The sequence below is a fragment of the Kribbella sp. NPDC054772 genome, assembly GCF_053611945.1.
In genome coordinates, this window is the sequence record NZ_JBSHBJ010000008.1 from 285,277 (window position 1) to 298,247 (window position 12,971).

13 protein-coding genes are annotated in these 12,971 nt (G+C 68.7%); 7 read left to right on the forward strand and 6 right to left on the reverse strand.

From position 1 onward, the window contains the following. Positions 1 to 117 precede the first annotated feature (117 nt). On the forward strand, positions 118 to 783 hold the full coding sequence (locus tag ACWGID_RS16630) for a hypothetical protein (RefSeq protein WP_452197350.1): 666 nt from the start codon (positions 118 to 120) through the stop codon (positions 781 to 783). Here the strand turns inward: ACWGID_RS16630 and ACWGID_RS16635 are convergent. The 3 genes from ACWGID_RS16635 to ACWGID_RS16645 form a co-directional block, all read right to left on the reverse strand. After that, the gene (locus tag ACWGID_RS16635; protein ID WP_452197351.1) at positions 752 to 1,477 is read right to left on the reverse strand and encodes a TSUP family transporter; all 726 of its coding nucleotides are present in this window, start codon (positions 1,475 to 1,477) and stop codon (positions 752 to 754) included. The two genes, ACWGID_RS16630 and ACWGID_RS16635, sit on opposite strands and share 32 nt — an antisense overlap. Positions 1,478 to 1,501: 24 nt before the next feature. Next, entirely contained in the window at positions 1,502 to 2,359 is an 858-nt protein-coding gene (locus ACWGID_RS16640) for a hypothetical protein (RefSeq protein ID WP_452197352.1), read from the reverse strand. A gap of 86 nt (positions 2,360 to 2,445) precedes the next feature. Next, the gene (locus ACWGID_RS16645; RefSeq protein ID WP_452197353.1) at positions 2,446 to 3,234 is read right to left on the reverse strand and encodes a sigma-70 family RNA polymerase sigma factor; all 789 of its coding nucleotides are present in this window, start codon (positions 3,232 to 3,234) and stop codon (positions 2,446 to 2,448) included. A gap of 167 nt (positions 3,235 to 3,401) precedes the next feature. Between ACWGID_RS16645 and ACWGID_RS16650 the strand changes: the two genes are divergently transcribed. Further along, positions 3,402 to 4,115: an NIPSNAP family protein gene (locus ACWGID_RS16650; RefSeq protein ID WP_452197354.1), complete on the forward strand. Its 714-nt coding sequence runs from the start codon at positions 3,402 to 3,404 to the stop codon at positions 4,113 to 4,115. Positions 4,116 to 4,264: 149 nt separating this feature from the next. Further along, entirely contained in the window at positions 4,265 to 5,188 is a 924-nt protein-coding gene (locus ACWGID_RS16655; protein ID WP_452197355.1) for a serine protein kinase RIO, read from the forward strand. On the opposite strand, the gene ACWGID_RS16660 is transcribed toward ACWGID_RS16655, so the two are convergent. Both ACWGID_RS16660 and ACWGID_RS16665 read right to left on the reverse strand, forming a co-directional pair. Next, positions 5,172 to 6,350, reverse strand: coding sequence for a prolyl oligopeptidase family serine peptidase (locus tag ACWGID_RS16660; protein WP_452197356.1), 1,179 nt, complete (start codon positions 6,348 to 6,350; stop codon positions 5,172 to 5,174). The two genes, ACWGID_RS16655 and ACWGID_RS16660, sit on opposite strands and share 17 nt — an antisense overlap. A gap of 75 nt (positions 6,351 to 6,425) precedes the next feature. Further along, positions 6,426 to 8,081: an FAD-binding dehydrogenase gene (locus ACWGID_RS16665; RefSeq protein WP_452197357.1), complete on the reverse strand. Its 1,656-nt coding sequence runs from the start codon at positions 8,079 to 8,081 to the stop codon at positions 6,426 to 6,428. Positions 8,082 to 8,117: 36 nt separating this feature from the next. Between ACWGID_RS16665 and ACWGID_RS16670 the strand changes: the two genes are divergently transcribed. Together ACWGID_RS16670 and ACWGID_RS16675 are read left to right on the forward strand one after the other, a co-directional pair. Continuing rightward, positions 8,118 to 9,992: a DUF5107 domain-containing protein gene (locus ACWGID_RS16670; protein ID WP_452197358.1), complete on the forward strand. Its 1,875-nt coding sequence runs from the start codon at positions 8,118 to 8,120 to the stop codon at positions 9,990 to 9,992. 192 nt (positions 9,993 to 10,184) lie between these two features. Continuing rightward, on the forward strand, positions 10,185 to 10,583 hold the full coding sequence (locus ACWGID_RS16675; protein ID WP_452197359.1) for a hypothetical protein: 399 nt from the start codon (positions 10,185 to 10,187) through the stop codon (positions 10,581 to 10,583). Between the two features lie 29 nt (positions 10,584 to 10,612). Here the strand turns inward: ACWGID_RS16675 and ACWGID_RS16680 are convergent, their stop codons facing one another. Beyond that, positions 10,613 to 11,230, reverse strand: a complete 618-nt coding sequence (locus ACWGID_RS16680; RefSeq protein ID WP_452197360.1) for a TetR/AcrR family transcriptional regulator — start codon at positions 11,228 to 11,230, stop codon at positions 10,613 to 10,615. 84 nt (positions 11,231 to 11,314) lie between these two features. Between ACWGID_RS16680 and ACWGID_RS16685 the strand changes: the two genes are divergently transcribed. Next, the gene (locus tag ACWGID_RS16685; protein WP_452197361.1) at positions 11,315 to 12,463 is read left to right on the forward strand and encodes a phosphatidylinositol-specific phospholipase C1-like protein; all 1,149 of its coding nucleotides are present in this window, start codon (positions 11,315 to 11,317) and stop codon (positions 12,461 to 12,463) included. A gap of 3 nt (positions 12,464 to 12,466) precedes the next feature. Then, positions 12,467 to 12,916: an OsmC family protein gene (locus ACWGID_RS16690; protein ID WP_452197362.1), complete on the forward strand. Its 450-nt coding sequence runs from the start codon at positions 12,467 to 12,469 to the stop codon at positions 12,914 to 12,916. Positions 12,917 to 12,971 lie beyond the last annotated feature (55 nt).

Here is a 12,971-nt window from a genome sequence, read left to right on the forward strand (position 1 = left end):
ACGCCAGCGGATGACGCGGTGGATTGCGCGGGAGCCGGCTGGGGAACCGTGCTCAGGTGTTGTTCGTTCTTCGGGGGAGGGACTCTGTGGGGTGTGCTGGGTGACGGTGAGTGAGTGATGCGGCAGTCCGGGGTGCTACGGCGGATGGGGCTCGCGGCCGGTCTCGGGGTCGGGACCGCCGGGGCGCTCGCCGGTGTTCTGCTGCTCGGTCCGGTGGCCGCTGCGATCCTGCTTGCCGTGGTGTTCGCGCTGGTCTGGCCGCTGGCGGCGGTGGTCCGGCACGTGACGGACGACGCGCCGTACGGCTCGGCGGTGCTGGTCGCGGCGACGGCAGCGGCCGGGGTGCTGGCCCTGCCCGGGCTGGTTCGACTGCTCGCCTGGGGTGGACTCGGTGTGACTGCGGCGCTGGTCCTGGCCGCATTGTTCGTGCTGATCGACCTCGCCGTACCCGATCGGCCGTCGCGGCGGGCGGCCCGCAAGGAACACAGGCTGAGCCGGTGGTCCGAGACTCAGCTGGTTGAGGACGAGCAGCTGATCGCATCGCTGCAGTGCCCGCTCAGCATCGAGGAACTCTGCGGCGTCTGGTCGGAGACGGTGACGCAGCTCGCCCACGACGCCGGGCTCCGAGACCGCCAGGCAGTTGCCGAGGTACGGCGGATCTGCCTCGACGAGTTCGAACGACGCAACCCGGATGGCTTCCACCGCTGGCTCGACGCCGGCGCCCCGGCGAATCCCAGCCGGTACCTGCTGCCTACGCCGGGAGAAGGCCCCACACGCCTTTGAGCACCGTGGTCGCCCCGCCGACCAGTGCCAGCATCAGCACGAGCAACCGCGCCCGCGGCTCGGACACCCGCCCGGCCAGCGTGCGCCCGGCCACCGCCCCGATCGCCAGTCCGGTCGCTGCGACGACCCACTGGACCGAGCTGAGGTCAGGCAGTCCGCCCGCGGCCACCGAGAAGACGTTGACGATGGTGCCGTAGAACAGTGCGTTCGGGACGAACTCGCGCATTGTCCAGCCCGCGTTCACGGCGTACAGCGAGACCGGCGGTCCGCCGAGGCCCGCTGCCGCGTTCATGAAACCGCCGACCGCGCCGGCGCCCACGGCTCCGCCGACACCACTCAGCGCGCGGAGCCGCAGCCCGCGAAGCAGGAGCAGTACGGCCACCGTCACCAAGGCACCCATCGTGACCAGGAGAACGGGCTCGGGCAGCCGCCGCGCGAACCAGCCGCCGACCGGCACCGTGCACGCCGCGGCGACGATCAACGGCACCATCGAGCGCAGCCGAACCCGCCGCCAGCCCTCCGACAGACCGGCCAGCGAGATCACTCCGGCCGCACAGTTGGCCAGCGCGACACCGTCCTGCGCCCCGAGCACCAGCACCAATGCCGGCACCGCCACCAGGGCGAAACCCATCCCGGTCATCCACTGGACCGAAGCCCCCAACACGACGACGCCGCCCAGCAGAAGTCCACCCACGGCGATAGACCCTAATCGGTCGAGTCAGAGGCGGTTGTACCGCTTGCGGGCCTCGCGGCTCTCCTTCTGGGCGTCGCGGGCGGTGCGGCGGGCTTCGTCGAGTTCGGAGCCGAGGCGGTGGACCAGAGCCTGGGCCTCGGAGAGCGCTTCGCGGGCGTTGTCGAGTTGGGTGTCGAGATCCTCGACCTTGGCCTCGGCCTCCTGGGCCGCGGCGACCGCGTCCTCGAGGGCCTGCTTGGCCTTGGCGCGCTCGGCGGCCTCGTGTTCCTCCTGCTCACGGGCGGCCGCGTCGTGCTTCTCCTTGGCGGTGTCCGTCTCGGTCTGCTGCTGCGCCTTGCGGCGATCGCGCGCTGCCTGGCGGCGTTCGTCGGTGAGCGGCGTGACATTGGACGGTTCGCCGTTCTCGTCGATGACGCCGAAGCCGACGTGCCGCAGCGCACTGCTCAACCGGCCTTCCCGCACCGCGTCGCCGGCGGCCGGATCCACCAGCGCGGCGTCGAGGGTCTCGCGGAGCTTCTGGCCGACGTCCGGGCTGATCTTCTGGCCCTCGTCCCCGGCCAACTTGGCCGCCTGCTTGGCCAACGTGTCCAGGAGTTTGTGGCGCTTGGGCGTCAGGTCGCGCAGCCGGTCGCCGTCGAGGTCGGCGGTCGCCTCGCGGAACTCGTCACCGAGCGCGAGCAGGTCGTCGAGCTCGTCCGGGAGCTTGCGGGACACCAGGTTGGTGGCCCAGGCAGCGACCGTCGGCTTGCGCAGCGCCTTCAGCCGGGTCGACCCGAGCGGGTCGCCGTCGGCCTTCAGCTGCTTGGCCAGCTCATTGCGGGTGGCAATGAACTCGGCGGCCGGCGCCGCGTAGAGCGTGTCCGCCGCCTCGTCGAAGTCCACGCAAGCGACGCTACCGTACCGACCAGCGGGTAAAGGTCGGCTTGCGCGGCGCCCGCCGGCTCATCTCGGTCCCGTGCGGACCACCACTACCCGTTCTTCGGTACCTGACTGGCCAGTTCGGAGCGCAGCTTCTCCAGGATCCCGCGGAGCAGCCGGGACACCTGCATCTGGCTGACCCCGAGCTCGTTGCCGATCTCCTCCTGGGTGAAACCGCTGCAGAACCGCAGGTGGAGGATCCGCTTGTCCCGGTCGCCGAGGTTCGCGACCGCCGGGGTGAGGGTGTGCACGTCCTCGACCAGGTCGTAGCCGTTCTCGGCGTCCGCGACCGTGTCGAGCAGGCTGGTGCCGGCTTCCGTCGCGCCCGGGGCGTCCAGTGACAGCGTGCTGAAACAGCCGCGCACCGAGGTGGCCTCGGCCACCTCGGACGGGTCGGTGCCGAGCGCCGCGGCGGTCTCCGCGTCGGTCGGCACGTGCCCGAGCCGCTGGATCAGCTCCGGCTCGGCCGCGGCGATGTTGCCCTGCATCTCCTGGACCCGGCGCGGCGGCCGGATCGTCCAGGCGCAGTCGCGGAAGTACCGCTTCAGCTCACCGCGGATCGTCGGTACGGCGTACGACAGGAAAGCGGTCGAGGCGTCCAGGCGGTAGCCGTTGGCCGCCTTCACCAGACCCAGGTACGCGACCTGCTCGAGGTCGTCGGCGTCCACTCCCTTGCTGCGGTAGCGGGAGGCGATCGACCTCGCCACCGGAGCGTTCAGCAGCACGACCTCGTCGAGGCACGCCTGGTGGCGGGGATCCGGGACGCTGTCCGCCTCCAGCAGCAGGTCGTGGGTGGCATCGGCAATGGTTTGCTTCTCTTCGGCAGCTGCGATCGTCACGGGAGATACCTCGTCGTGTCGTCGTGGAAGTCTGGTGGCAGGGGGCTCAACCACTGGTTCCACCAGACCAAACTCGGCCAGAGCTTTCAAGTACCGGGCTGTTACGAGTGTTTGAAACGACTGTCGCCTGACAGTAACTGTCAGGTTTCGATGGTTCGCTGACGCGTATGAACGAATGCTGCGCCGCCGTCGATTTGCGCCAGTACACGCTGCACCCCGGGCGACGGGACACCCTGATCGACCTCTTCGACACGTACTTCGTCGAGGGACAGGAACAGACCGGGATGCACATCGCCGGTCAGTTCCGTGACCTCGATCACCCGGACCGGTTCGTCTGGCTGCGCGGCTTCCGTGATCTGCCCGCGCGGGCGGACGCACTGAACGCCTTCTACTACGGCCCGATCTGGCACGCGCACTCCGCGGCCGCGAACGCGACGATGATCGACTCGGACAATGCACTGTTGCTCAGGCCGGTCCGGCTCGGTACGGCGTACCCGGCGCTCGACGTGGTGCGGAAGGACGAGCCGGCGGACTCGGTGGTCGCGGGTGCTGTCTATCACCGGGGCGCGGAGGACGACGGGTTTGTCGAGTTCTTCACCGATCAGGTCGCTCCGGTGCTGGCCGGGACCGGCGCCGAGCCGGTCGCGGTGTTCGAGAGTCTGGTTGCCGAGAACAACTTTCCACAGTTGCCGTTGCGGGACGAGGTGGTGCTCGCCTGGTTCGCGCGGTTCACCGACGACACGGCGTACGACGAGCATCGCCGGCTGCTCGCGGCGTCGAGGGTGTGGCAGCAGCGGGTGCTGCCCGAACTGGTCTGCCGGTCGGCGAAGCCAGCGCAGGAACTGCGGCTCCGGCCGACCGCGCGATCGCAGTTCCGATAAATACGTTGCGGGGTGCCTGGCGGGCAGGCATCCTGATCTCACCGAGCGGCGGTAGACGCTGCCTGGACCTAAGGAGGGCTGACGGATGGCCATCACTGTGCTGCGGCATGTCCGCGTCAGATTCTCTTCTTCGTTCAGGAGCACACCAGTTGTCTTCGAAATACCGCATCTCTGATACCTCTTACGCAGATCTCGACTCCCGCTGGGCCGAATTCACCAATGATGAGTCCCAACCCGATCCGGCCGACGCCTACGTCTTCCAGTTCCATTCGGTCGACGAGCAACTGGGCCCGGATCAGCGGTGGTCCACCTGGCTGGACGTCGAGCGCGGCTCTCGCGGCCCGGAACCACGACCCGACTGGGTTGTGACGGAACAGGCTGCGATCGACACCGAGCTCGGCGTCCTCAAAACCGGTAAGGAAGCCGACGTCTTCCTGCTCGAACGGGCCGTCGTCGCGATCGGCGACAACCCGGCGAAGTCCTCGCTGCTCGCCGCGAAGCGGTACCGCACCGAGGAACACCGGTCCTTCCACCGCAGTACGGCGTACGTCGAGGGGCGCCGTACCCGCAACAGCCGGGACAGCCGGGCGATGGCGAAGAAGTCCTCGCACGGCCGGAGCGTCGCGGCCGGGCAGTGGGCCTACGCCGAATGGGATGCCCTCAACCGGCTGTGGACGGCCGGCGTCCCGGTGCCGTACCCCGTCCAGGTGGACGGCACCGAGCTCTTGATGGAGTTCATCGACGACGGAGAGGGCGGCGCCGCGCCCCGGCTCGCCCAGGTCCGGCCGTCGAAGGAACTGCTCGGTCAGTACTTCGAGCAGCTCCGCGGCGGGATGCGTGAGCTGGCCCGCGCCGGACTCGCGCACGGGGACCTCTCGCCGTACAACGTCCTCGCCCAGGGGGAGCGGATCGTGATGATCGACCTCCCGCAGGTGGTCGACATCGTCGGCAACCCGAAGGGTATGGACTTCCTGATGCGCGACTGCCACAACATGGCGACCTGGTTCACCAACCGCGGGCTGGAGATCGACGAACAGGAAATGTTCGCCGACCTGCTCACCATGGTGTTCTGATCGCTTCCTGGAACTGGGGGACGAGCGGGACCAGCCGGTCGAGGTAGGTGTCGACGAGACCGTCGACGTGATTGCCTGCCTCGACCCGCTGGTACCTGTGCAGGCCGGTGTGCCGCGCCATCTCGGCGTACACGTCGGAGTCCTGGGTGATCGGGAGCAGGCTGTCGTAGGTGCCGTGGATGGTGACCAGCGGCTTCCGGATCTTCCCGGTCAGCGCGATCCGCTTGATCGCCTTGTGTGCTTCAGGCCTGAGCGCGTAGTCGTAGTCGGACTCACTGCCCGTGTATGTCGGGTCCAGCTCGGCGGCGTAGATGCGCTGGGTCAGCTTCCAGTACACGGTGTAGTGGTAATCCCACAGGAAGTCGGACTTCGGGTCGAAGCCGGCGGCGGTGATCAGCGCCGGGTTCTTCAGCTCGTAGCCTTTGATTGCCTGCGGCAAGTACGTGAACAGGTTCGGCCCGTCGACGGTCCAGAGCGTGCCTTCGAGGTCGACGCCGCGGGTGTACAGCTCGGGATGGTTCTCGAGCTGCCAGCGGACCAGGTAACCGCCGTTCGAGATCCCGGCCGCGACCACCTCGCGCGGCCGCTGATCGTAGTACTGCGCGACCGTGGCGCGGGCTGCTCGCGCGAGCTGCGTCATCCGCACGTTCCATTCGACGATCGCGTCCCCGGGGCGCACGCCGTCCTTGTAGAACTCCGCGCCGGTGTTGCCCTTGTCGGTCGCGGCGTACGCGTACCCCAGCGAGAGCACATAGTCCGAGATCGCGACATCGTTCGCGTACTGCGCCCGTACGCCGGGCGACCCCGACACCACCAGACCGCCGTTCCAGTGCTCGGGTAGCCGGATCACGAACTGCGAGTCGTGGTTCCACCCATGGTTCGTGTTGGTGTGCGAGTTGTCCCGGAAATACCCGTCGATCTGCACCCCGGGTACGCCGGAATGCGCGGGCAGCCCCGCATGGGTCAGACCCGCGTAGTCGGCCGGGTTGGTGTGCCCGGACTTCACGGTGCCCGCTGTGGTCAGGTCGTCGAGCCGGGCGACCTCCTGGTGCTCCGCGTCGGGGACGCGGACCGAACGATGGGCATCAGCCGGCACGGTCACTCCGGCGAGCAGGATGGTTGAAGTGACGGTGGAGGTGACGAGGGCGAGGAGACGGCGCATGGCGTCACGCTAGGAGTCGCCTTTCTGCTCGGACATCGGATCGCAGCACATAACCACGGACTCCGCGGTGGTCCCTCAGGACACCGCCTTCGCGGCCGCGCGTCCCGCCGTACGGCCGGTGAAGAGACAGCCGCCGACGAAAGTGCCTTCCAGCGAGCGGTAGCCGTGGACGCCGCCGCCACCGAAGCCCGCGACCTCGCCGGCCGCGTAGACGCCGGGAAGCGGAGTGCCGTCGGTGCGCAGGACGCGGGAGTCCAGATCGGTCTGCAGGCCGCCGAGCGACTTGCGCGTCAGGATGTTCAGCCGGACGGCGATCAGCGGGCCGGCCTTCGGGTCGAGGATGCGGTGCGGGGACGCGACCCGGATCAGCTTGTCGCCGCGATAGTTCCGGGCGCCGCGGAGCGCGGTCACCTGCAGATCCTTGGTGAAGGTGTTGGTCAGCTCGCGGTCCCGGGCGACGATCTGGCGCTCCAGGTCGTCGAGGTCGATCAGGTTCTCGCCGGTGAGGTCGTTCATGCCGCGGACCAGGTCCGGAAGGTTGCCGCGCACAACGAAGTCGGCACCCTTGTCCATGAACGCCCGGACCGGTGCGGTCGCGCCGCCGCGGGCCCGGCCGAGGACGCCCTTGACGTCCTTGTTCGTCAGGTCCGGGTTCTGCTCCTGACCGGAGAGCGCGAACTCCTTCTCGATGATCTTCTGGGTGAGCACGAACCACGTGTAGTCGTGTCCGGTCCGCATGATGTGCTCGAGGGTGCCGAGCGTGTCGAACCCGGGGAACAGCGGCACCGGCAGTCGCTTGCCGGTGGCATCGAACCAGAGCGACGACGGTCCGGGCAGGATCCGGATCCCGTGCAGTGGCCAGATCGGGTCCCAGTTCTGGATGCCTTCGGTGTAGTGCCACATCCGGTCCCGGTTCACGTACCGGCCGCCGGCCTGCTCGGTGATCGCGAGCATCCGGCCGTCGACGTGCGCCGGCACTCCGCTGATCATCCGCTTCGGCGGTGTCCCCATCCGCTCCGGCCACTGCGCGCGCACCAGGTCGTGGTTTCCGCCGATCCCACCCGACGTGACGATCACGGCTTGCGCTGTCAGTGCGAAGTCACCGACCTCGACGCGTGAGCTCGATTCACCACGCCGTACGTCGCTGGGCTCGAGTACCTTGCCCGCGACACCGTCGACCACTCCACCCGTCACGGTCAACTCGTCGACGCGGTGCCGGAACCGGAACTCGACCAGTCCTTTCGCGACCGCCTCGCGCACGCGCCGCTCGAACGGCGCGACCAGACCCGGGCCGGTGCCCCACGTGATGTGGAAGCGCGGCACCGAGTTCCCGTGGCCGTCCGCGTTGTACCCGCCGCGCTCGGCCCAGCCGACCACCGGGAAGAACCGGACGCCCTGGGCGTGCAGCCACGGACGCTTCTCGCCGGCCGCCCAGTCGACGTACGCCTCGGCCCATTGGCGCGCCCATTTGTCCTCGTCGTCGAGCCGGTCGAAACCGGCCGAGCCGAGCCAGTCCTGCAGCGCGAGGTCGCGGGAGTCCTTGATCCCCATCCGGCGCTGCTCGGGGGAGTCGACGAACAGCAGGCCGCCGAACGACCAGAACGCCTGGCCGCCGAGCGAGGCCTCGGGTTCCTGGTCGAGCAGCAGCACCTTCCGGCCGGCGTCGGCCAGTTCGGCGGTCGCGGCCAGCCCGGCCAGTCCCGCCCCGACGACGATCACATCAGCGTCCATGTCGACCATGTATAGCGCACTTGCGAAGATGAGTGCGTGACGATTCTTTCTGCGCAAAACGTCGTACTTCCCGCAGCTTCGCTCGGTTCGGAGAACCCGCTCGCCCCGCTGCGCACGCAGCGCGAGCCGCACCACGTCGAGAACATCGCTGAGCTGCCCGCGGACCTCCGGGAGAACATCGAGTACGGGCGCCTGCACAGCCCCCTGCCGTGCCTCAACCAGGACGGCTACGACCGCAGGCTGGTGGAGGCGCCGCTCCCCGCGCTGGTGCTGGAGAACGACCACGTCCGGGCGACCGTCCTGCCGAGCCTCGGCGGCCGGCTCTACTCACTCGTCCACAAGGCGACCGGCGAGGAGCTGCTCTACCGCAACCCAGTCTTCCAGCCCGCGAACCTCGCGCTCCGCAATGCCTGGTTCGCCGGCGGCGTCGAGTGGAACGTCGGCAGCACCGGCCACTGGACCGGCACCTGCGCGCCGATGCACGCCGCCCGCGTCGAAGGCCCGGACGGTACTCCGGTGCTCCGGCTGTGGGAGCTCGAACGCACCCGGAACCTCGTCACCCAACTCGACTTCTGGCTCCCCGACGACTCCGAGTTCCTGTACGTCGGTGTGCGCCTGCAGAACCCGTCCGACACCGACGTCCCGGCGTACTGGTGGTCGAACATCGCGGTCCCGGAGTCGGCGGACCGGCGGGTGCTCGTCCCGGCTGACCAGGCCTGGCGGTTCGGGTACGGCAGTCGCCTCGACCTGGTCGACGTACCTCTCTATGAAGGCGCCGATCTGACCTACCCGACGCGGCACCCGCGGGCGGTCGACTTCTTCTTCGAGCCACTGGCGGACGAGGACGCGTGGATCGCCTCCGTCGATGGCTCAGGCGTTGGTCTGGTGCAGGCGTCGACTGAGCGGCTGCAGGGCCGCAAGCTGTTCGTCTGGGGCCAGGGCGACGGCGGCCACCGCTGGCAGGAGTGGCTGTCACCAGGACTCGAAGGCGACGGGTACGCCGAGATTCAGGCGGGTCTCGCCCGGACCCAGATGGAGCACCTGAAGCTGCCGGCCGGAACGAACTGGCACTGGCTGGAGGCGTACGGCCGGATGTCCGTGGACCCGAGCGCCGCGCACTCCGACGACTGGCGCACGGCTCGTCGCGCCGGCGCCGCCGCGTTGAGTCCGCTGCTCGAGGCACTGCCCGCCCGCGAAGAGGCGTGGCTCGGCATCGTCGACGCAGTACCGGCGGAGAGCCTCGCCGTCGGTTCCGGATGGGGCGCGCTCGAGTTGGCCCGCACCGGGTGGACGGTGTCGGGCGGTACGCCGTTCGCTCCGGACACGATGACGTCGCGCGAGCGGGCGTGGCTGCCGTTGCTCGACGGACAGTTGCCGGCGGTGGACGACGTACCGGATGGGACGTTGGTGGCGTGGCGGGAGTTGCTGGAGGCCGCGGAGGACAACTGGCTGGTCTGGTACCACCGGGGCGTCGCGCGGCACTACGACGGTGATGTCGACGGCGCGATCGCCGCGTGGCGGCAGTCCGGCGACAACGCCTGGGCTCTACGCAACCTCGGTGTAGTCACGGGAGAATCGGTGTACTACGAGCGCGCGGTCGAACTCCGGCCCGATCTGGTGCCGTTGGTGGTGGAGGCGGTGGCCGCCGCGCTCGACACCGACGTGACCCGTGCGGAGCGGATGCTGGAGCACGCTCCGGACGATCCCCGGATCCAATTGCTGCAGGTCAGGCACGCATTGGAGACCGGAAACCCGGCAGCGGCCCACGAACTGCTGGCGGCCGGAATCCAGCTCGCGACAGTCCGGGAAGGCGCGAATCCGCTCACCGAGTACTGGCTGGCGGCCGAGGAGGCGCTTGGCACCCACCGGCCAGTTCCACCGCAGTACCAGTTCGGGATGGGCGGAAACTGACAACTTCAGGTCAACTACACCCCTAGCAACACCGCTCCACCGGGTTCTACTATGTTCATGTAGAAAAGATTTTGTACTTACCTGGAACCAAGTGAAATCCGGTGGCGTCTCACCGGTGTGCGGCAAGGGCCGCGCAAGGCAGTTTCGACAACGACCGCGTCACTCGCGGGTGGCGCGTCGGGGGTGAGTGCCATGTTGACGATCGTTGTTCTAGGTTTCGGCCTGGTGCTGGTGGTTGCGGCTTTCATCGTGACCGACGTCCTGGCCGGAATCCGGCGGGACCGGCTCCCCACCGGCACGGAAGAGAAGACCGCGGGACGAGTGATCCGGGTGCGAGGCCCGGTCCGCGGCCAACTGGAGAGCGGTGCCCCGGCGGTGTACACCGAGGTCATCGTCGAGTACTACACCCGCCGGGGTGAGGGACCGTACGAGGTCGCTCGCAAGTTCCCGGTCGGGAGCCGGCTGACCTACGCCAAGGGTGATCGGGTGATCGTCGCGTACGACGTCCGCTCGCCGCGCCGGGCTCGCCTGGCCGGCCGGGTCAGCCACTGGCCGACGCTGGGCCCGTACTCCGCGGCCCCAGCAGCCTGACGGTTCACCTGCTTGAGCCGCTCCTCGGCTCAAGCAGGCAGATGTGGGGCGAGCAGGTTGTACAGCACCGGCCGGCCCTGATCCAGGACGTACTTCGCTTCGTCCGCGGCCAACCGGTCCGCCAGGTGCGCCAGCGCCTCGCCCATCGTGATGCTCAGCGTCACCGCCAACCGGAAGTCCTGTGATTCGCGCGCGCCGAACCGCGCCACCAGCAATTCCGCGAACTCGCCGGCGTGCTGGTCGTCGAACTCGCCCGGCTTCGCTTCCAGCTCCGGGTCCCCGAGACCGCTCAGCACGACCGCTTTGAATCCCGGGTCGGTCCGGTGCATGTCCCGGAAGGTGTCCAGCGTGACATCGACCGCCCCGCGCCAACTGGTGACACCGGCCAGCCGTTCGCTGACCGCGTCGGTGTAGCGCGCCTGGTTCCGGCGCTCGATCGCCTGGATCAGGCTGCGCTTGTCGGGGAAGTAGCGGTACACGCTGCCGACCGCGATCTCGGCCCGCTTCGCGATCCCGCTCGTCGACGCCGCGTCGTACCCGCGCTCGACCACCTCGGCACAGGCCGCGTCCAGGATCCGCTCGACCTGCCGGCTCGCCCGGTCCTGGGTCGGCGTCCGGCGCAGCGGATACGCCCCCGAAGTCACCATTCACTCATTGTCCACGCATCGGGGGGACACCGTTGCCACCCGTATGTGACAGATTGCCGTCAATCACGAGGAGGGGAACTTCGTATGCGCATCAGCAGATCAGCGGTCGCAGGCCTCGCATCGGTGGCGCTCGCGGCGTCCGGTGTCGCCGGTACGGCGGTCGCTCGGCAGGACTCGCGCGCGGCCGGTGACGGCCTGCGGCTGAACCAGATGCAGGTCGTCGGCTCGCACAACTCCTATCACCGGGAGCTCAGCCCGAACGAGCAGAAGGTCCAGCAGCAGCAGAATGCCGGCTCGGTGGACCTGTGGTACTCGCACGCCCCGATCACGCAGCAGCTGGAGGACCAGAACGTCCGCTCGCTCGAGCTGGACCTGTTCCCGGATCCGCAGGGCGGGTTGTACACCTACCCGCTGATCCGGAAGCTGACCGGGCAGGGTCCGCTGACCGACCCGGCGATGGCCAAGCCCGGGATCAAGGTCATGCACGTCCCGGACTTCGACTACAACACGAACTGCGCCACGTTCGTGGTGTGCCTGCAGCAGGTGAAGACCTGGTCCGACGCGCACCCGAACCACGTGCCGATCGCGATCAACCTGGAGCTCAAGCAGTCCGACCCGAACGTGGTCGCCGCCGGTGGTGTGAAGGCGCCGCCGTGGGACGCCGCCAACCTGGACAGCGTCGACACCGAGATCCGGTCGGTGTTCGCCGAGAACGAGATCGTCACGCCGGACGACGTCCGCAAGCCCGGTCTGACCCTCGAGCAGTCCGTGCTCACCAAGGGCTGGCCGAGGCTGAACAGCGTTCGCGGCCAGGTGATGTTCTACTTCGACAACGGTGGACCCGGCGAGATCCGCGACACCTACACGGCGGGTAAGCCGAACCTGGAGGGCCGGGCGGCCTTCACCCGCGGTCCCGAGGGCGCGCCGGACGCCGCGGTCACCGAGGTGAACGACCCGCGCGGCGCGAACCAGGCCGAGATCCAGCGGCTGGTGACGAAGGGCTACCTGGTCCGCACCCGGTCGGACGAGCCGATGGCGACGATCCGCGACAAGGACTACACCCGGCTCGGGATCGCTCTGGCCAGTGGCGCACAGTGGGTGACGACGGACTTCCCGGTCGCCGGGATGGCGGCCCGGTACGACAGCGACTACGTCGCCAAGCTGCCGGGGCACACTCCCGTACGATGCAATCCCGTCACCGCACCCGCGAAGGCGGCCGTTTCGGAGAGGTAGGACATGTCGGAGCACGTGGTCGATGTGAGCTGGAGCCGTGGTGAGCACGAGTTCACCTACGACACCTACAACCGCGACCACCAGTGGCACTTCGACGGCGGCATCACGGTGCCCGGCTCGGCGAACCCGAAGTACCTGGGGAATCCGGGGCCGGTCGATCCGGAGGAGGCGTTCGTGGCGTCGCTGTCGTCCTGCCACATGCTCACCTTCCTGGCGATCGCGGCCCGCAAGCGCCTGGTCGTGGAGTCGTACGACGACCACGCGGTCGGCGTGATGGCGAAGAACGCGGCCGGCCGGGTGGCGATCACCGAGGTGACGCTGCACCCGACGATCGTCTGGGCCGGCGAGGAGCCGGATGCCGCGACGATCGAGCGGATCCACCACCGTGCCCACCAGGAGTGCTTCATCGCGAACTCGGTGACCACCGAGATCACGGTTGCTTCCAGCAAGTAAAGGAACCACCCGCCGGTCTGGCCTGAGCCTCGCGCAAGCGGCGTCAGGACAGACC

Coding starts and splice junctions, on each gene's coding strand:
- ACWGID_RS16630 (WP_452197350.1), top strand. CDS start 118: ATGCGGCAGTCCGGGGTGCTACGGCGGATGGGGCTCGCGGCCGGTCTC.
- ACWGID_RS16650 (WP_452197354.1), top strand. CDS start 3,402: ATGAACGAATGCTGCGCCGCCGTCGATTTGCGCCAGTACACGCTGCAC.
- ACWGID_RS16660 (WP_452197356.1), bottom strand. CDS start 6,350: ATGCGCCGTCTCCTCGCCCTCGTCACCTCCACCGTCACTTCAACCATC.
- ACWGID_RS16665 (WP_452197357.1), bottom strand. CDS start 8,081: ATGGACGCTGATGTGATCGTCGTCGGGGCGGGACTGGCCGGGCTGGCC.
- ACWGID_RS16675 (WP_452197359.1), top strand. CDS start 10,185: ATGTTGACGATCGTTGTTCTAGGTTTCGGCCTGGTGCTGGTGGTTGCG.
- ACWGID_RS16680 (WP_452197360.1), bottom strand. CDS start 11,230: ATGGTGACTTCGGGGGCGTATCCGCTGCGCCGGACGCCGACCCAGGAC.
- ACWGID_RS16685 (WP_452197361.1), top strand. CDS start 11,315: ATGCGCATCAGCAGATCAGCGGTCGCAGGCCTCGCATCGGTGGCGCTC.
- ACWGID_RS16690 (WP_452197362.1), top strand. CDS start 12,467: ATGTCGGAGCACGTGGTCGATGTGAGCTGGAGCCGTGGTGAGCACGAG.